A 17,810-nucleotide genomic window follows, 5' to 3' on the forward strand; every position below is an offset into this window, starting at 1 on the left:
AGATCAACCGCAATCCCCCAATATGGATTTCCCATAAAGTTGATTACGCGGGTGACAGTTATGCTGAAAGTGAACGAGTATTTTGCTGGAAAAGTGAAGTCTATCGGTTTTGATAGTAGCAGCATCGGTCTTACCAGCGTCGGTGTTATGGAAGAGGGTGAATACACCTTCAGCACTGCCCAGCCGGAAGAAATGACCGTGATTACCGGAGCGTTGAAAGTGTTGCTGCCGGGCTCGCCGGACTGGCAGGTGTTTACGCCAGGGGAGAAATTCTTCGTACCGGCCCACAGTGAGTTCAACCTGCAAGTGGCCGACGCGACCGCCTATCTGTGCCGTTATTTAAGTAAGTAATCATACCCTTCTTACTTGAAGCTGCAGCGTTGTTGGCCGCGTGCGCTCACCCCAGTCACTTACTTGAGTAAGCTCCTGGGGATTCTCACACTTGCCGCCTAGCTGCAACTCCAATTAATTTGGGTATGTTGTTTGTTTTGCAAAAGCTGCGCATGTAGAGCAAAGGCGCAGCAATTTTCAGGTTTAGCGCTGAGTTTCGCCACCCAGAGCTTCGATGGTGTTCTTGATTAACGCCGCCAGCTCGCTGGTCATCAGGATAAAGTCGGCGTCAAAACGCTGGGCGAAGTCGTCACGATCGATATCGTCGTTCTGCTCGCGCAGCGTATCGGCGAACTTCAAACGCTTCAGCGAGCCGTCGTCTGCCAGCACCAATTGAATGCGCTCCTGCCAGTCCACAGCCAGCTTGGTCACCAGCTTGCCGGCTTCGATATGTACCGCAATCTCATCGCTGATCAGGTTCTGTTTCTTGCAACGGATCACGCCGCCGTCTTCCAGAATCGCTTTCAGCTCCGCTTCGTCCTGAATGATAAAGCCGGCAGGCAGTTCGCCGGAACGCACCCACTCGGTCAGCGTCAGTTCGATCGGGCTTTCCATGGTCAAGGGCACTACCGGCAGTGAACCCAGACTTTTGCGCAGCAGCGCCAGAGTGTCTTCCGCGCGTTTGGCGCTGGCGGCATCAACCATAATCAGGTCGTTAACCGTGTCGATCCACATAAAAGTCTGATTAAAGCGGCTGAAGGCGCGTGGCAACAGGCTGTGCAGCACTTCGTCTTTTAGCGCGTCTTTCTCGGTTTTCTTCAGCTTGCGGTGCTGTTCACCCTCCAGGCGTTCAATCTTGGCCTGCAACTCTTGTTTGATGACCGGCGACGGCAGGATCTTTTCTTCCTTGCGCGCGCAAATAACGATCTGGCCGTTAACCGCGTGTGTCAGTGACTCGCTGTGGGAACCCATTGGAGAAACCCAGCCGGTTTTCGCCATGTCCTGGCTGCCGCACGGGGTGAAAGCAAAAGCGCTGAGTTGTTTTTCCATTTCATCCGCGTTTAACGCCACTTCGCGGCTCAAACGGTAAACCATCAAATTCTTAAACCACAGCATAATGTTATCCCTGGCTGGGCGTGCATCTGGCACGCTTATTCATCAAAAGCAGGGCGGCATAATAACGAATCAGGGGCGAAAAATCGCCTCATTCCCTCCGAATTGCGTCAGCGGCCGCGTTTGAGCGGCGTGCCCGTTGCAGTGCCAACGCCAGTTGCCGCTGGCTGAAAGGCTTGCGCAGCAGTTCCACATTGGGCAGCGTGTCTTCGTGGTGGCGACGTATATCCTGGCCGCTGATCAGCAGCGCGGTAAGGCGCGGATTAATCTCTCGGGCCAGCCCAATCACCTGCACGCCGTCCAGTTCGCCCGGCAGCATTAGGTCACTTATCAGCACCCCAATATCTGGCGTCAGGCGCAGTAGTGCCAATGCCTCATTGCTGTCTGCGCAGTCCAGCGTCAGGTAGCCGAGCTGGTGCAGGTGTTCGCACAGCGTATGACGCACGTCGTTTTCATCTTCCAGCACCAACACCAGGCTGTCGGTGCCGTCGCTTTCTTCGAGTTGTGGGGGCTCTGCTTGTGCGATTGCCTGTGCCGGGGCGCGCGGCAACTGCAGACGCACCAGAGTGCCTTCGCCCGGTGCGGTTTCAATCTGCACCCGGCCGCCTGACTGGCGAACAAAGCCGTAGACCATCGACAGCCCCAACCCGCTGCCGCTGCCCACCGCCTTGGTGGTGAAGAAAGGTTCGAACACCTGCGCTTTCACTTCCTCCGACATGCCGCAGCCGGTGTCGATTACCTCCAGCGCCACCATGTCCTGTTTTTTGCCACCGCTGCGCACCACGCGTTGGTTGTAGATGCGGATCCTAACCACGCCGCTGCGGCCTTCCATGGCATCCCGGGCGTTGACCACCAGATTGATCAGCGCGTTTTCCAACTGATTGGCATCGACCCACGCCGGCCAGCCGGGCCGCTGAGTCTCAATGCTTAGCGACAACGTCGTGGGCAGTGAATGACGCAGCAACTCCTGCAAGTTTTCTACCAGCGTCTGTAGCGTGATGGCCTGCGGATGCAACGCCTGTTTACGCGAAAATGCCAGCAACCGCTGGGTAAGCTGTGCACCGCGTTCGGCGGCCTTCAGCGCCCGGGCAATGCGCTGTTCGGTTTGGGCGTCCTGGGTCTGTTGGGTAGTCAGTTCCAGGCTGCCGATAATCACCGCCAGCAGGTTGTTAAAATCATGCGCCAGGCCGCCGGTGAGTTGACCGACCGCCTTCATTTTCTGGCTGTGCAGCAGAGCTTCTTCCAGCGCCTTACGCTCTGTGCGCTCCAGCACCACGTTAACTACGCCGCGATTGGGCACCGGGCTGAAGCGCAGTTCGACGGTGCGGCCGTCGCTCAGGCGCAGTTCCTGCGGCTGCGGCAGTTCACTGGACAGGTTGGCCAGCACCGCTTCCCAGCGCTGACCCACCGGGGGCGTCACGTGTTGCAGTAATTCGCGGTAGTGTTGGCCACGGTGCAACTGGTGTTCATTTAGCCCCAGCAGCAGCGGATATTGCGGGTTCCATACCACCAGTTGACCGTCGTTATCAAACAGTGCAAAGCCGTCGCGCATCGCCAGAAAGGTGGTTTCCAGTTGAGTGCTTTTCTCTTTCAACAGGCGAGAGGTTTGTTCCAGCGAGGCGGTGTTGCGCGCAAAGACGTTGAATGCCCGCGCCAACTCGCCCAGTTCGTCACGGCGTTGCAATGCCGGTACGCTGACCTCACGCTCACCCCGTGCCAATCGCGTCATGGCACCGGCGATTGCCGTCAGGTTCGATCCGAGATTGCGGTAGATATACCACCCGGCGAAACCGGTAATCACCAGTGCCAGCAGGGCGAACAGGCCGATAAACCAGCTGATGGAGCTGAGTTCACGATGGGTCTGATGGGTGCGCAGTTCCGATTCGTCCGCCACCTTCTGCACGTAGAGATTAATGTCGTCATTGAGCATCGCCACCAAGGCTTTGATATGGTAGGTGTAATAGGCCAGTGCCAGATCGCTTTGCTCCAGCTCCAGCGTTTCGGGCAGCAGGCGTTGCTCGCTGTCGCGAAACTGGCGTATTTTCTCGTCGAGCAGTGCATCCGGGCTATGTTGTGGCCAGTAGGCCATCACGCTGTCGAGTTGCTGGGCGGCGGCCTTGGGCGTCGGGGTTTGAATAGCGATTGCCAGCAGCCGGTCGATCTGGCTCAGCAGCGGCTGCGAGGGCGGGCTCAGATTATTACGCTGATTGAGACTGGCGATATGCCGCAGCGTGCTCTGCGCCTGATACAGCCCACTGAGCAGGATATTGCGTTGCAGATGCCGGGCGTGACCGAGATCCAGCATGCGGGTCACGCTGGTTTCCAACGCGTTGCTGCGGCTAATGATGCGTTGAACCAGCTCCGGCTCGCTATGTGCCAGCGGAGCGGCCGCCAGTCGGCCCAGAGAGGCCTGCAGCGCCAACTGGGTTTGCTTGAGCCGGGCTGACTCGCTCTGATATTCCAGAGCGCCTACCACCTGCGATAGCCGAATGGCAGCGGTCGCCACATTCGAGGTATCCCGGCTCAGCGCCATGCTGCCGTTCATCTCATTTAGTGTTTGCGCCTGAACTTGTTCCTGCAGCTTGCCCGCATGGTTAAAACCGACGATCGCCACACCGCTGACCATCAGCGTCACCGCCACCACCAACAGGTTGAACATCAGCAGGCGCCCACGTGCACCGGCAAGGAAAGGCAGTCTGCGCATTGGATCCCCCGTAACTGATTGTCCGCATTATAAATCCCCGTCCCATTAACAATATGACAAAGATGAACGGCCGCTGACATTTTGCATTTATTTATGCGTGGTTTACTGCACTCAGTCCGAACCGCAACCCGAGGTATGACGATGAGCGCGACCCCGATCCTGGAAATGCACAACATCGCCAAGAGTTTTGGTCAGTTTTACGCGCTGAAGGGCGTCAACCTGACGGTTTATAGCGGCGAGATCCACGCGCTGATGGGTGAAAACGGCGCGGGTAAAAGCACCTTAATGAAAATATTGGCCGGCGCTTATATCGCCAGCAGCGGGGAAATTTTTATCGATGGGCAGCCGTTTGCCATTAAAGGGCCAAAAGATGCCCTGGCGGCGGGTATCACGCTGATTTACCAGGAAATGAATCTGGCACCGAATCTGACGGTGGCGGAGAACATTTTTCTGGGCAGCGAGATCCAGCGCGGCGGCTTGGTGAAACGCCAGCAGATGTTGCTGGAAGCCCAGAAGGTCATCGATCGTTTGGGCGCGCAGTTCAGCGCCGGCGATCGGGTGATGAAATTAACCATCGCCGAACAGCAGCAGGTGGAAATCGCCCGGGCGCTGCACCGCAATAGCCGCATTCTGGTGATGGACGAACCGACGGCGGCGCTTTCTTCGCGTGAGACGCATCGGCTGTTTGAGTTAATCAAGCGTCTGCGTGATGAGGGGATGGCGATAATTTACATCAGCCACCGCATGGCGGAAGTCTACGAGCTGTCGGATCGCGTTAGCGTGCTGCGCGACGGCCAGTACGTCGGCAGCCTGATGCGCGACAAACTGTCTGCCGGCGAATTGGTGCGCATGATGGTGGGTCGCCCACTGAGCGATTTGTTCAACAAGGAACAGGGTATTGCGGTGGGGGAGCCGCGCCTGACGCTGCATGGCCTGACCGATGGCAAGAAAGTAAAACCGGTCAGCCTGCAGGTGCGTGCTGGAGAGATCGTCGGCCTCGCCGGGCTGGTGGGTGCCGGCCGTTCCGAACTGGCGCAGCTGATTTTCGGCGTGCGCAAGTCCAGCGGCGGTACGGTAGAAATTGACGGTAAGCCAGTCAATATCCATTCACCGCGTGATGCCATTGCGCTGGGCATTGGTTTTCTCACCGAAAACCGCAAAGAGCAGGGCCTGTTTCTCGATCTGGCAGCGCATGAAAATATCGTTATGGCGACGCTGGAGCGCGACGGACGTTATGGCCTGCTTAATCGGCGCAAGGCGCAGCGCATTTCCAGCGACGCCATCGGCCTGCTGAACATCCGCGTGCCGCACGCTCAGGTGCGGGCCGGTGGGCTGTCCGGCGGCAACCAACAGAAGCTGCTGATTTCACGTTGGGTGGCGATCGGCCCACGCATTCTGATCCTCGATGAGCCGACACGCGGCGTTGACGTCGGCGCCAAAAGCGAAATTTACCGCATTATGAGCCAGATGGCGCAGCAGGGAGTGGCGATCCTGATGATCTCCAGTGAACTGCCCGAGGTGGTTGGCATGAGTGACCGGGTTTATGTGATGCACGAAGGCAGTATTGCCGGGGAACTGAGCGGCGGAGAGATCAGCCAGGAGAGCATCATGACGCTGGCCACCGGCGTCGAACCCGTCCTGGAGGCGGCTAGCCATGAATAATTCTATCCCTACGCTCAAGGAGCCTGTCATGACTTCGAACCCGCTGCCACCCGCCGCAAAAAATCCCACGCTGAAACGGGCGTTATTGGGCGATATGATGCAAACCGTCGGCATCTTGCCGATATTGATCCTGATCGTCGCCGTTTTCGGTTTTGTCGCACCCAATTTCTTTACCGACGCCAACCTGCTGAATATTGCCCGGCAGGCGTCGATTAATATTGTGCTGGCGGCGGGGATGACATTCATCATCCTGACCGGCGGTATCGATCTTTCTGTCGGCTCGATGCTGGGCACCACGGCGGTGGTGGCGATGGCGGTTTCACTGATGCCGGGCCTGTCCGGGCTGTCGATCCCGCTGGCGCTGCTGGCCGGTTTGGGCATGGGGCTGTTTAACGGTTTTCTGGTGGCCTACGCCGGTTTGCCACCCTTTATTGTCACGCTGGGTACCTATACCGCACTGCGCGGCGCGGCTTATCTGTTGGCCGACGGTACGACTATCATCAATTCCGATATCAGTTTCGAATGGATCGGCAATTCGTATCTGGGGCCGATCCCCTGGCTGGTGATTATCGCTTTTGCCGTAATTGCACTGTGCTGGTTCATTCTGCGCCGCACTACGCTGGGAGTTCATATTTACGCCGTGGGCGGCAACATGCAGGCGGCACGCCTGACCGGAATCAAAGTTGGCGCGGTGCTGCTGTTCGTCTATGGCATGAGCGGTTTGCTGTCAGGGCTGGGGGGAATAATGAGTGCCTCACGGTTGTACAGCGCCAACGGCAACCTCGGCATGGGCTATGAGCTGGATGCGATTGCTGCTGTGATCCTCGGCGGCACCAGCTTTGTCGGCGGCATTGGCACCATTACCGGCACGCTGGTGGGGGCATTGATTATCGCCACCCTGAACAACGGCATGACCCTGATGGGCGTTTCTTATTTCTGGCAGTTGGTGATCAAAGGGGCGGTGATCATCATAGCTGTGCTTATCGACAAGTACCGCACCCGCAATTACCAGCACTAACTTACTCGTCGTCTTTCAAGCTGCGGCGTGAGTGATAAAGAAAGGTTGGTGCCCACCGGGGCAGGTTTTTCGTAGATCGGAAAATAATGAGGAAAACACTATGCGTTTCAAGCCATTGATTACCGCTTTGCTGGTTACTGCCGCGCTCGGCAGTGCCTCGTTGGTGCAGGCAAAAGAGTTAAAATCGATTGGGGTGACGGTGGGCGATTTGGCCAACCCGTTCTTTGTCCAGATCACCAAGGGTGCAGAAATGAAGGCGCGCGAGTTGGCCGGAGATAAGGTCAACGTGACGCTGGTGTCGAGCGGTTACGATCTCGGCCAGCAGGTGGCGCAGATCGACAACTTTATCGCTGCCAAGGTCGATATGATCATCCTGAACGCCGCAGATTCCAAGGGGATCGGCCCGGCGGTAAAACGCGCCAAGGATGCCGGTATCGTGGTGGTGGCGGTTGACGTGGCGGCCGAAGGCGCCGATGCCACCATCACCTCGGATAACACCCAGGCCGGTGCCATGGCCTGTAAATACATCAGCGATCGCCTGAAAGAGAAGGGCAACGTGGTAATCATCAACGGGCCACCGGTGTCCGCCGTGCAAAACCGGGTCGAAGGCTGCATGACCGAACTGAAGAAACACCCGGAGATCAAGCTGCTGTCCTATAACCAAAACGCCAAGGGCAGCCGTGAAGGTGGGCTGGAGGTCATGACTGCGCTGTTGGCGGCTAATCCGAAGATCGACGGCGTATTTGCAATTAACGATCCTACGGCGATCGGCGCCGATCTGGCTGCCAAACAGGCACAGCGCAGCGAGTTCTTTATCGTTGGCGTGGATGGATCGCCGGATGGGGAAGAGGCGCTCAAGCGTGGCGGAAAATCGCTGTTTGTCGCGACGCCGGCACAGGATCCTCAGGTTATGGCGGCCAAGGCGGTCGAGATCGGTTACGACATTCTGCAGGGTAAACCTGCGCCAACCGCTCCGGTGTTGATCCCGGTAACCATGATCGATAAAAACAATATCGGCAGCTACAAAGGCTGGACGGTGAAATAACCTGCTATCGGTGGGGCCTGCCAGACTGGGCCCCTCATTTCCTTACCGTTTCCGGAGGCACCATGAACCGTTCCGCCGTGAACCAAATCCTGCAGCAAACCCAGCACTTTTTTGCCCGTTTCGACGTCCAGCTTCCGCCCTTCGCCCATTTTAGCCCCTCGGCCTGGCAGCAGCTCGATCGTCAGTCGTGGCAGGAGGTGTTTGACCTGAAACTGGGTTGGGATGTCACGGCCTTCGGCGATGATGACTTCGCCCGCAAGGGGCTAACGCTATTTACCCTGCACAACGGTTCACCCGGCGGTAAACCCTATGCCAAAAGCTATGCGGAGAAAATCATGCATTGCCGCGAAGCTCAGGTGACGCCGATGCATTTCCACTGGCGCAAGCGGGAAGACATTATCAATCGTGGCGGAGGCAACCTGATTGTTGAACTGCACAACGCAGACCCTCGGGAAGGGCTGGCCGAGACTCGCGTTACCGTGACGCTGGATGGCTGCCGACAGACCCACGCCGCCGGTTCGCGTTTGCGCCTGGCGCCGGGAGAAAGCATCTGCCTCACGCCGGGTATCTATCACAGTTTCTGGGGCGAAGAGGGCTTCGGAGACGTTTTGGTAGGGGAAGTCTCGACGGTAAACGATGACGACAACGACAACCGTTTCCTGCAGCGGCTCAGCCGCTATAGCCAGATTGAAGAGGACCAGCCACCACAGTGGTTGCTGTGTCACGAATACTTGCGCTTTATCGCTTAAGGAGAACCAGAATGGCATTGATTTCATTGGCGCAGGGCTTGGCGCAGGCTCGTCAGCACGGCTATGCGCTGGGCGCATTCAACGTGCTCGACAGCCACTTTCTACGTGCGTTGTTCGCTGCGGCGCAGGCGGCGCGATCGCCGTTTATTATCAATATTGCAGAAGTGCACTTTAAGTACGTCTCGCTGGAATCCCTGGTGGCGGCGATTAAAAGCGAAGTGGCGCAGCACGATATCCCGGTGGTGTTGAATCTGGATCATGGTCTGCATTTCGAGGCGGTGGTGCAGGCGCTGCGGCTGGGATTCAGTTCCGTGATGTTCGACGGCTCCGGCTTGAGCTACGAAGAAAACGTGCGTCAGACGCAGGAAGTGGTACGCATGTGCCACGCGGTCGGCGTATCGGTTGAGGCTGAACTGGGCGCGGTCGGCGGTGACGAAGGCGGCGCGCTGTACGGCGAGGCCGACAGCAATAAATTTACCGACCCGCAGCGGGCGCGCGAATTTGTCGAATTGACCGGCATTGATGCGTTGGCGGTGGCGATTGGCAATGCGCACGGCAAATATAAAGGCGAGCCGAAGCTCGATTTTGAACGGCTGGCGGCTATCCAGCAGCAGGCGGGGATCCCGCTGGTGTTGCACGGCGGTTCCGGCATTAGCGATGCCGATTTCAAACGCGCGATCGGGCTGGGCATTCACAAAATCAATTTCTATACCGGCATGTCGCAGGCGGCACTGGGGGCGGTGGAGCAGCGAATAACGCAGCGCCACGCGATTTACGATGAATTTGCCGAAGTGCTGCTGGCGGTAGAGCAGTCGATCAGCGAAGTGGTGCAACAGCAAATGCATATTTTCGGCAGCGCCGGGCGGTTGTGATGATCCGGCGTGGCATTGTTTCGGCCGGTAACATGCTGGTGGATCATGTGCATCAAATTGCGCACTGGCCGCAGCCGGGCTGGCTGGTAGAGATTGAACATAGCCAGCGTGCTACCGGCGGCGCACCGCTCAATGTACTGCTGACGCTGGCACGCATGGAGACCGGATTACCGCTGGCGGCGCTCGGGTTGATCGGCTGCGACGCCGACGGTGACTATATCCTGCAGATGCTCGCGCAGCACCGGGTCGACAGTGGCCTGGTCAGACGTAGCGAAACGGCGATGACCGCCATGTCGCAGGTGATGACCGAGCCGGGCGGCCAACGGACGTTCTTTCACGCGCCGGGGGCCAACCGGCAGTTGGATCTGGCCGATTTTAACGCACTGCACACTGAGCATAAAATTTTCCATCTGGGTTATCTGCTGTTGCTCGACAGTCTGGATAGCCCGGACGAAGAGTTTGGCACCCGCAGCGCCCGGTTGCTAGCGCAAATGCAGCAGCGTGGTTATCAGACTTCATTGGATTTAGTGTCGCGTCAGGGCGATCCGCGCTATCGGCCGCTGGTACTACCAACGCTGCGCTGGCTGGATTATCTGGTGATCAACGAGCTGGAGGCCGGTGAATTTACCGGGCTGGCATTGCGTGCGGCCAGTGGCGCGGTGCAGCCACAGTTGATGGCCCAGGCCGCAGAACAGCTATTGCTGGCCGGTGTGCGGTGGCGAGTGGTGATCCACTGCCCGGAAGGGGCATACGGACTGGAGCAAGGCGGGGAAGGGCGCTGGCAGCCGTCGTGGTGCGTCAGTGAAACCGAAATCGTCGGCAGCGTCGGTGCCGGGGATGCCTTCTGTGCCGGGGTGTTGTACGCCAGTCATGAAAGCTGGCCTTTGGCAGAGACGCTGCAATTGGCGCATGCCTGTGCGCGGTTCAATTTACTGTGCGCCAACGCGATCGATGGCGCACGCCCCTTGTCGGAACTGCAGGATTATATCAGGCGGCAGCCACCGGTTGGCTGACGTCGGCGGCGAAAACATAGCCCAGCCCACGAATGGTGCGGATCAACTCGGGCTGATGGGGGTTGATCTCGATCTTGCGTCGCAGCCGCATGATCAACACGTCGATAGTGCGATCGAACACCTCCAGCGTTTCGCTGTGGGTCAGTTCAAGCAGGCGATCGCGGGTCAGTACTTTGCGCGCATGCTGTACCAGCGCCAGCAGCAGGCCGTATTCGCCCTGGGTCAGATCGACCGGTTGTCGCTGTGGGTTGTGCAAGGTGCAGCGGACAGTATCCAGGCACCAGCCGTTGAACTGCCAGCCTTCGGGTTTGTGCTGACTGGCGGTGGCCGGTTCCAGCGCCAGCGCACCGGTACGGCGTAGCACCGCCTTGGCGCGGGCGACCACCACGCGTGGATTAAAGGGTTTGGCAATGTAGTCGTCGGCCCCCATCTCCAGACCGACCACCACGTCGGACTCGGAGCCCAGGCCGGTCAGCATCACCACCGGCAGATCCGGGCGCAGACGGTGGATCTGCTGCAACACCAGTAGGCCATTGGTGTCCGGCAGGATCAGATCAAGCAGCACCAGAGCAATATCCGGCTGCTGGTTGAGTAACGTTAACGCCTCGCTGCCCCGGTGGCAGGCATGCACGGTAAACACGTGCTCATTGAGGACGTCGCAGAGCAGGTCACAAATGGCAGGGTCGTCGTCGACGATCAATACGGCAGGTTTCATCGCTGCTCTCCGGATTTTAGGATGCGGAAAATGTTATCAACAAGTTAACTGCAGTGTACCCGATGACTAATTAATAAGCGGTAGCCGGTGTGAGTCTGATGCGGAAATTGCCATCACCGTCACACTCGGCGCTGATTGAGTGATCCCGGCAACTGAATATATTAGGCTGTGGCAACGTTGTTGTGCATTGAGGAGAAAAATCGTGCGCATTGGTATCGACCTGGGTGGCACTAAAATTGAAGTGATCGCGTTGGCCAATGATGGGCAGGAACTGTTCCGCCATCGCATCGCTACGCCGCGTCATGACTATCAGCAAACGCTGGATGCGATTACCGGTCTGGTGAAATTGGCAGAAGAAAATACCGGCCAGCAAGGCTCGGTCGGCGTCGGCATTCCCGGCACGCTGTCGCCCTATACCGGGCTGGTCAAAAACGCCAACTCGGTGTGGCTCAACGGCCAACCGATGGATAAAGACCTGTCAGCGATGCTGGCGCGCGAAGTGCGTATTGCCAACGATGCCAACTGCCTGGCAGTGTCGGAAGCCACCGATGGTGCTGCGGCCGGCAAGCAAACCGTGTTTGCGGTGATTATCGGTACCGGTTGTGGCGCCGGGGTGGCGATCAACGGCCAGGCGCACTCGGGCGGCAACGGCATCTCTGGCGAGTGGGGGCATAACCCGCTACCGTGGCTGGATGATGACGAGTTGCGTTTTCGGGCAGAGGTTCCCTGTTACTGCGGTAAGCAGGGGTGCATTGAAACCTTTATCTCCGGTACCGGCTTTGCTATCGACTATGCTCGCCTGAGCGGTAATCCGCTAAAAGGTCATGAAATCATGACGTTGGTAGCACAAGGCGATGCCCTGGCAGAGCAGGTCATCAGTCGTTACGAGCTGCGGCTGGCAAAATCACTGGCGCATGTGATCAATATTTTTGATCCGGACGTCGTAGTGCTGGGCGGAGGAATGAGCAATGTGGATCGTCTGTATCAGCACGTACCGCAGTTGGTGAAATCCTGGGTATTCGGTGGCGAATGCGAAACCCCGATCCGCAAGGCGGTCCACGGTGACTCCAGCGGCGTGCGCGGCGCGGCCTGGCTGTGGCCACAGCTGTAACTGTTACAAAAAAGCGCGGGCCTGCTCGCGCTTTAATCAATTCCCTGTACAAAATCTGGACTTCCCTCTATGCTTTAGCTAACTTAGCTAAGGAGATCGCGTATGCCTATTCAGGCCAATATGCACGAAGCAAAATCCAACCTGAGCCAACTGGCGGATAAAGCCGCACAGGGAGAGACCGTGATTATAGCGAAAGCAGGGAAGCCGTATGTTCAGCTTATGGCCATCAAGGGGCAAACCCGCAAGCCGGGTGCTGCCAAGGGAAAATTCACCGTACCGGACAATTTTAATGATGGCGATGCAGACATCACTGCGCTGTTTGAGGGCGACGAGTGAAACGTTTGCTGCTGGATACTCATGCGTTGTTGTGGTGGCTGATAGATGACTCCAGCCTGGGGATTAACGCCAGAAGGCAGATCGCCGATCCCGGCAATGTGGTGTATGTCAGCGCAGCCAGCATTTGGGAGATTTCGATTAAGCGGGCACTGGGTAAGCTAATACTGCCGGAAGACATCTTTGAGGTGATTGAGGCCGAAGATTTTCTGCCTTTACCGATGGCGGCCTTCCACGGTCAGCAGGCGGGCCAGTTGCCGCCGCATCATCAGGATCCTTTTGATCGCATGTTGATCGCCCAGGCGCAGGCCGAAGGGTTGACGTTAATTTCCGCCGATGCCGCTTTCCCGCAGTACGGCATCCGGGTGTTTGACGCCCGGCGCTAAAGCGGGTTAATCCTCGGGTTCACTACGCACCGGCTCTTTTTCGCCGGTGCTGCACCCCTGTTTCTCTGTTAGTGTCGTGTTATTCCAGCCTGAACTGCGGCTCCAGCCGGCTGATGCCGAGCCCGTTGACCTTTTTCACCTTAATTTGTACCGGGATCCGCTCTTTCATGGCCTCAACGTGGCTGATCACGCCAATGGTTTTCCCGGAGGCGTTCAGGCTGTCGAGCGCGTCCAATGCGGTATCCAGAGTTTCCGCATCCAGCGTGCCAAAGCCTTCGTCGAGGAACAGCGAGTCGATACTGGTCTTGTGGCTGACCAGATCGGACAGCGCCAGTGCCAGCGCCAGGCTCACCAGGAAGCTTTCACCGCCGGACAGGGTGCGGGTGTCGCGCAGCGCGTCCGCCTGCCAGGTATCTACCACCTGTAGCTCCAGCGCATCGCTGGTTTTACGTTGCAACAAATAGCGTCCGTGCAGCCGTCCCAGTTGGTTGTTTGCCAGATACACCAGATGATCGAGCGTCAGACCCTGGGCAAACTTACGGAATTTATCCCCTTCTTTGGAGCCGATAAGCTGATTGAGATAGCTCCAGTCGTCGTACTGGCTCTGGCTCTGGCTGATTTGCTCAAACAGCGACTGCTGATTGATGCGGCGGGCAGCATCGCTTTCCAACTGATTGCGTACTTCGCCCTGGCGTAGCTGCAAGGTTTTTAATTGCTGTGCCAGCGCTGCCAGACTCTGGCTCAGGATCTGGGGATCGGTCTGGTTCTCATCCAGCTCTTTAGGACGCTGTTGCAGATGCTGCTTCAGACTTTCTATGGTCTGTGTCAACAGGGCGCTGGCCTCTACCTGACGCTGTTGCAACTGCTCTTTGCGCTGCTGCAGTTGTCGGCGCTGGTCGTCATCCAATAATGCGGCAATGAAGGCGGTTTCATCGCTGAATTCACTGACGGCCAGCGTTTGCAGCCACTCTTGTTCCGCTTGCTGCAACCGCTCGGTCTGTTGCAGCAGTTGCTGCTGTAGCCCGACAAGCTGGCCGCTCAGCCGGTCGCGTTGTTCCTGGGCTTTTTGCCATTGTTCGGCCGCTTGCTGGCTGGCCAGCTCACAGGCCGTCTGGCGGGCGCGCAACTGTTCGCGCACCTGAGTAATTTGCTGTTCACCAAACAGTGCCTGCCGCTGCGCACGTTGCTCGCCCAGGGCTTGTTCACCTTCCTGCCACTGTTGCTGCAGGCGTTGCTGTTGCAACTGGGCCTCTGCGTGGCTTTTCTCCAGCAGGATGTAACGCTCGTCCAGCCGCGCTTTCTCTTGTTGCGCCTGCTGCTGTTGTGTTTGCAGTGCGGCTAATTGGTCTTTGGCCTGCTGCACGGCATGCGATGCCTGTTCGTGTTGCAGCAGGGCGGCCTGACTCTGACGTTCTTCGCTGTCGCAGGCGTTCAGCCACTGGCTCAGGCGGTCGGCGTCTTGCAGGCTAAAGTCAAATGCCAGCGGCGTGGTGAGGGTTTGCCACTGCTGAAGGTGGGTGGCCAACTGTTGCTCGTCTTGCGTGATGAGTTGCTGTTGACGCTGTTGCTGTTCTTTCAGGCTTTCGCAACGGGTGCGCAGTTCGGTGCCCTGCGTATACAAAGCCTCGGTTGTGGCGCGCATCTGGGCCAGGCGCAATGCGGTTTCAGAAGGTTTTACCGCCTGATACTGTTCAATGGCCGGGTGGCTGCAGGAGCCGCACAGCGGGCAGGGTTCACCGGTTTGCAGGCGGGCGCGTTCTGCTTCCAGGCTAACAATGCGCTGTTCCAGCTCGAGGGCTTTTTCCACGTCTGTCTGGTGGGCTTTTTGCTGCTTATACTGCAGCCGCGTCTCTTCGAGCTGTTTTTCATGTTCGCCAAGCTGTGTCTGACGGGCGGCGGAGTCTTTACGCTGCTGATCCAGACGTTCGCTGACCTGGCTAAACAGGGACGATAGGGTAAATAACTGCTGGCGTACCGGGCGCAGCTCGGCCAGTTCGGTCTGACGCTGGCGCAGTGCCGCCAGGGGCGACTGGGCTTCCAGCGTATTTTGTTGTTGCTGCTGCGCCGACAGCGCGGTGGTGAGACCGTTAAGTTTTTCCTGATGCTGGCCCGCTTGTGCGGTCAACCGGGTTCGCTGAACTTCGAGCTGCTCAAGCGCTGTTTTTTGCTGGGCATACTGTTGTGCGGCGCTATCGCATGCCTGTTGCAGTTCGGCCTGCGTTTTCTGTAACTGGGCAATCTGGTTATCGAGCGGGACGACTTGCTCGTCGATCAACCGCTGTTGCGTCTGCTGGTGTTCAACATGTGCCTGCAACTGGGCACGGGCTTGCTCCACCGCCTGTTGCAACGGCGCCATCTGGGCTAGCTGTTGCTCCTGCTGCTGCGTTAATTGGCTTATCTGCTGTTGCAGCGCCTGTTGGTCGTTGCGGCAGCGGTTACGTTCGTTAAACAATGGCCGCAGTTTTTCTGCCGGCTCGCTGCGCGCCAGTTGCTGCAGTTGCGGTTCCGCCGCCGCCTGTTCCTGCTGCGCCGCGTTCAGTTTGCGTTGGTATTCCTGTTGTTTTTGCTGAGTTTGTTGCCACTGCTGTAACCAGTTCAGCGCCTGCTGCTGCAGGCGGGCCTGTTCGCCAAGGGCATTCTCCTGCGTCCCCAGCTCAACCAACTGGCTCTCCAATTGTTGACGCTGTTCGTCATTGAGCAGTTCAATGCCGCTGGCGCGTTGATGCAGCGCATCCAAATCGGCCTTGGCCTGCTTATGCTGTTCGAAAACCCGTTCGGAAAGCTGGCCGTAGATCTCGGTGCCGGTCAGCTCTTCCAGCAGTTCGGCACGGTCATTGGCATCGGCATTGAGGAAGGCGGCGAACTGCCCCTGGGATAACATCATCGATTTGGTGAAGCGGCCGAAGTCTAACCCGGTGATTGCGGCGGTCATATCCAGCTTGTCGCGTACCTTGTCCGCCAGGATTTTTCCGTCTTCACGCAGCGCCAGCTCCACTTTCGGTGCCTGCAGGTTACCGTCTGGGGCATTTTTGGCACGGCGCTGGCTCCAGAAGGCGCGGTAGCCGACCCCTTTGACTTCAAATTCGACCTCAGCCAGCGATTCGGCGGTGTGGCGCGTCATCAGCTCGTTCTGACTCGGCGTGACGTTTAGCCGCGGCGTCTGGTGATACAGCGCCAGGCAGATAGCATCCAGCAGGGTGGTTTTTCCTGCGCCGGTGGGTCCGGTGATGGCGAATAACCCATTGCTGGCAAAGGGTTCGGCAGTAAAGTCGATTTTCCATTCGCCCTGCAGGGAATTGAGGTTTTTTAACCTCAGGCTGAGGATTTTCATTGGCTCGGCTCCTGGTCGTTGTGCCGCACGGACTCGACCACCTGCTGGAACATTTGGCTCATTCGTTGCCGACGTTGTTCGGCCATTTCAGGCTCCTGCGCCAGCCGCCGCTCGAACACCTCGTTGACGCTCAGTTCGTTGAGCGTTTCCTTGTCCTGCTGTTCAATGGCCTGACGTCGCTGTTCTTTGCTGCGGCGCAACAGCACCACTTCTACCGGCAGTTGATCGGCCAGTAACTGGATGCGGCGCTGAATGTCGCTAAGGTAGTCCTGTGTTGCCACTTCAATGTCCAGCCACACCGGGAATTCGCCTTGATAATCGGCGAACTGCTGCAATTGTTGCTCGATCTGTGCCAAATCACCTTTGATAAGCTGCATCGGTTGGAAGCTGGGGATCTCCAGCGCAGTGATCTGTTGCAGAGCGTCCGCGCTGAAATCCACCATAAATACGCTTTTGGCTTTGCCCAATTCGTCAAAACTGAGAGGGATCGGCGAGCCGCTGTAGCGAATATGCTCGGATTTAGCGACGTTCTGCGCGCGGTGAATATGACCCAGTGCGATGTAGTCAGCCGGCGGAAAGGCCTGCGCGGGGAAGGCGTCCAGCGTGCCAATGTAGATATCGCGTACCGAATCGGAGGTGGTGACGCCCACGGTGGTCAGATGGCCGGTGGCAATAATCGGCAGTGGCAAGCCCAGTGAATCACGACGTGTACAGGCCGCCTGATACAGCTTTTGATAATGGTCGGCGATAGCCTCTTGCAGCGCCTGCTGTTTTTGCACTCCGGACTCGCCGGCGCGGCTGGAGAGCAGATCGCGTGGGCGCAGGAAAGGGATGGCACACAGCACCGCACCCGGCTGACCGTCGCGCTGATTCAACACCAGAATTTGTTGTTCGGTTTCGCTCTGCGCGTTGGCAATCACGGTGGTATTCAGGCAGGAAAGCAATTCACGCGACTCATTCAAGGTTGCCACGGAGTCGTGGTTGCCGCCCAGCACCACCAACTGGCAACCGGTGCGCTGCAGTTCCACCACGAAACGGTTATACAGCTCGCGGGCATAACTTGGCGGCGAACCAGTATCGAACAGGTCCCCGGCGACGATCAGCGCATCCACCTGCTGTTGCTCGATTTGCTCAATCAGCCAGCGCAGAAAAGCCTGATGTTCGGCGGCGCGGCTTTTGGTGAAAAAAAACTGGCCAAGATGCCAGTCAGAGGTGTGGATCAGGCGCATGACACTCCCGGGGCGATAGGGTAATGGCGGGGATTATAAAGGGAATATGATGTTTCTGCGTGATTAGAAATAATCGCTATGCTTACTGCCTGTAACAGGCAGGTTTTTTCAAGGCTATTTATTTCATAAATCTGTCACAAAACTGACGCATAATGGCGCCCGCAATCAACTGTGATCGCTAACACATTGGCAGGATTGA

General features: G+C 57.8%; 15 protein-coding genes. 10 read left to right on the forward strand and 5 right to left on the reverse strand.

Going from position 1 to position 17,810, the window contains the following annotated elements; all coding sequences use genetic code 11:
- The first annotated feature begins 60 nt into the window (after nt 1–60).
- Nucleotides 61–351, forward strand: a complete 291-nt coding sequence (ppnP, locus tag ACUTQ5_RS00620; RefSeq protein WP_037426875.1) for a pyrimidine/purine nucleoside phosphorylase — start codon at nt 61–63, stop codon at nt 349–351.
- A gap of 183 nt (nt 352–534) precedes the next feature.
- Here ppnP and rdgC read toward each other — a convergent pair whose 3' ends face one another.
- Entirely contained in the window at nt 535–1,446 is a 912-nt protein-coding gene (gene rdgC / locus ACUTQ5_RS00625) for a recombination-associated protein RdgC (protein ID WP_445649671.1), read from the reverse strand.
- A gap of 88 nt (nt 1,447–1,534) precedes the next feature.
- Nucleotides 1,535–4,147 (reverse strand): ATP-binding protein, encoded by a 2,613-nt coding sequence (locus ACUTQ5_RS00630; RefSeq protein ID WP_445649672.1) that lies wholly within the window; start codon nt 4,145–4,147, stop codon nt 1,535–1,537.
- A 141-nt stretch (nt 4,148–4,288) separates the two neighbouring features.
- On the opposite strand from ACUTQ5_RS00630, the gene ACUTQ5_RS00635 reads away from it, so the two are divergent.
- The 6 genes from ACUTQ5_RS00635 to ACUTQ5_RS00660 all read left to right on the forward strand — a co-directional run bounded on the left by ACUTQ5_RS00635 (nt 4,289) and on the right by ACUTQ5_RS00660 (nt 10,506).
- The gene (locus ACUTQ5_RS00635) at nt 4,289–5,809 is read left to right on the forward strand and encodes a sugar ABC transporter ATP-binding protein (protein ID WP_445649673.1); all 1,521 of its coding nucleotides are present in this window, start codon (nt 4,289–4,291) and stop codon (nt 5,807–5,809) included.
- A 28-nt stretch (nt 5,810–5,837) separates the two neighbouring features.
- On the forward strand, nt 5,838–6,827 hold the full coding sequence (locus ACUTQ5_RS00640; RefSeq protein WP_174353344.1) for an ABC transporter permease subunit: 990 nt from the start codon (nt 5,838–5,840) through the stop codon (nt 6,825–6,827).
- A 100-nt stretch (nt 6,828–6,927) separates the two neighbouring features.
- The gene (locus ACUTQ5_RS00645) at nt 6,928–7,872 is read left to right on the forward strand and encodes an ABC transporter substrate-binding protein (protein ID WP_135315348.1); all 945 of its coding nucleotides are present in this window, start codon (nt 6,928–6,930) and stop codon (nt 7,870–7,872) included.
- Nucleotides 7,873–7,934: 62 nt separating this feature from the next.
- On the forward strand, nt 7,935–8,621 hold the full coding sequence (locus ACUTQ5_RS00650; protein ID WP_445649674.1) for a D-lyxose/D-mannose isomerase: 687 nt from the start codon (nt 7,935–7,937) through the stop codon (nt 8,619–8,621).
- Nucleotides 8,622–8,632: 11 nt separating this feature from the next.
- Nucleotides 8,633–9,493 (forward strand): ketose 1,6-bisphosphate aldolase, encoded by an 861-nt coding sequence (locus ACUTQ5_RS00655; RefSeq protein ID WP_012005474.1) that lies wholly within the window; start codon nt 8,633–8,635, stop codon nt 9,491–9,493.
- Complete coding sequence (locus ACUTQ5_RS00660) at nt 9,490–10,506, forward strand: carbohydrate kinase family protein (protein WP_445649675.1); 1,017 nt, start codon at nt 9,490–9,492, stop codon at nt 10,504–10,506. The genes ACUTQ5_RS00655 and ACUTQ5_RS00660 overlap by 4 nt, the downstream gene beginning before the upstream one ends.
- Here ACUTQ5_RS00660 and ACUTQ5_RS00665 read toward each other — a convergent pair.
- Nucleotides 10,481–11,221, reverse strand: coding sequence for a response regulator (locus ACUTQ5_RS00665; protein ID WP_445649676.1), 741 nt, complete (start codon nt 11,219–11,221; stop codon nt 10,481–10,483). The genes ACUTQ5_RS00660 and ACUTQ5_RS00665 overlap by 26 nt on opposite strands.
- Before the next feature lie 202 nt (nt 11,222–11,423).
- Here ACUTQ5_RS00665 and mak point away from each other — a divergent pair, with 202 nt between their 5' ends.
- From mak to ACUTQ5_RS00680, 3 genes are all read left to right on the forward strand, one after another.
- Nucleotides 11,424–12,332 carry a fructokinase gene (gene mak / locus ACUTQ5_RS00670; RefSeq protein WP_445649677.1) on the forward strand — a complete coding sequence of 303 codons (909 nt, stop codon included), beginning with the start codon at nt 11,424–11,426 and terminating at the stop codon, nt 12,330–12,332.
- 102 nt (nt 12,333–12,434) lie between these two features.
- Entirely contained in the window at nt 12,435–12,668 is a 234-nt protein-coding gene (locus ACUTQ5_RS00675; RefSeq protein WP_099062320.1) for a type II toxin-antitoxin system Phd/YefM family antitoxin, read from the forward strand.
- A complete protein-coding gene (locus tag ACUTQ5_RS00680; protein WP_409327016.1) occupies nt 12,665–13,051 on the forward strand; it encodes a type II toxin-antitoxin system VapC family toxin in 387 nt (128 codons plus the stop codon). The genes ACUTQ5_RS00675 and ACUTQ5_RS00680 overlap by 4 nt, the downstream gene beginning before the upstream one ends.
- A 79-nt stretch (nt 13,052–13,130) precedes the next feature.
- On the opposite strand, the gene sbcC is transcribed toward ACUTQ5_RS00680, so the two are convergent.
- Both sbcC and sbcD read right to left on the reverse strand, forming a co-directional pair.
- Nucleotides 13,131–16,382 carry an exonuclease subunit SbcC gene (gene sbcC, locus ACUTQ5_RS00685; protein ID WP_445649678.1) on the reverse strand — a complete coding sequence of 1,084 codons (3,252 nt, stop codon included), beginning with the start codon at nt 16,380–16,382 and terminating at the stop codon, nt 13,131–13,133.
- A complete protein-coding gene (sbcD, locus tag ACUTQ5_RS00690) occupies nt 16,379–17,611 on the reverse strand; it encodes an exonuclease subunit SbcD (RefSeq protein WP_445649679.1) in 1,233 nt (410 codons plus the stop codon). The genes sbcC and sbcD overlap by 4 nt, the downstream gene beginning before the upstream one ends.
- Nucleotides 17,612–17,810 lie beyond the last annotated feature (199 nt).

The sequence above is a fragment of the Serratia sp. NA_112.1 genome, assembly GCF_052691715.1.

Excerpts from the sequence above, each read along its gene's own strand:
- rdgC (WP_445649671.1), bottom strand. The coding sequence starts at position 1,446 with ATGCTGTGGTTTAAGAATTTGATGGTTTACCGTTTGAGCCGCGAAGTG.
- ACUTQ5_RS00665 (WP_445649676.1), bottom strand. The coding sequence starts at position 11,221 with ATGAAACCTGCCGTATTGATCGTCGACGACGACCCTGCCATTTGTGAC.
- ACUTQ5_RS00640 (WP_174353344.1), top strand. The coding sequence starts at position 5,838 with ATGACTTCGAACCCGCTGCCACCCGCCGCAAAAAATCCCACGCTGAAA.
- sbcC (WP_445649678.1), bottom strand. The coding sequence starts at position 16,382 with ATGAAAATCCTCAGCCTGAGGTTAAAAAACCTCAATTCCCTGCAGGGC.
- ACUTQ5_RS00675 (WP_099062320.1), top strand. The coding sequence starts at position 12,435 with ATGCCTATTCAGGCCAATATGCACGAAGCAAAATCCAACCTGAGCCAA.
- ACUTQ5_RS00645 (WP_135315348.1), top strand. The coding sequence starts at position 6,928 with ATGCGTTTCAAGCCATTGATTACCGCTTTGCTGGTTACTGCCGCGCTC.
- ACUTQ5_RS00635 (WP_445649673.1), top strand. The coding sequence starts at position 4,289 with ATGAGCGCGACCCCGATCCTGGAAATGCACAACATCGCCAAGAGTTTT.
- sbcD (WP_445649679.1), bottom strand. The coding sequence starts at position 17,611 with ATGCGCCTGATCCACACCTCTGACTGGCATCTTGGCCAGTTTTTTTTC.
- ppnP (WP_037426875.1), top strand. The coding sequence starts at position 61 with ATGCTGAAAGTGAACGAGTATTTTGCTGGAAAAGTGAAGTCTATCGGT.
- ACUTQ5_RS00630 (WP_445649672.1), bottom strand. The coding sequence starts at position 4,147 with ATGCGCAGACTGCCTTTCCTTGCCGGTGCACGTGGGCGCCTGCTGATG.
- ACUTQ5_RS00655 (WP_012005474.1), top strand. The coding sequence starts at position 8,633 with ATGGCATTGATTTCATTGGCGCAGGGCTTGGCGCAGGCTCGTCAGCAC.
- ACUTQ5_RS00650 (WP_445649674.1), top strand. The coding sequence starts at position 7,935 with ATGAACCGTTCCGCCGTGAACCAAATCCTGCAGCAAACCCAGCACTTT.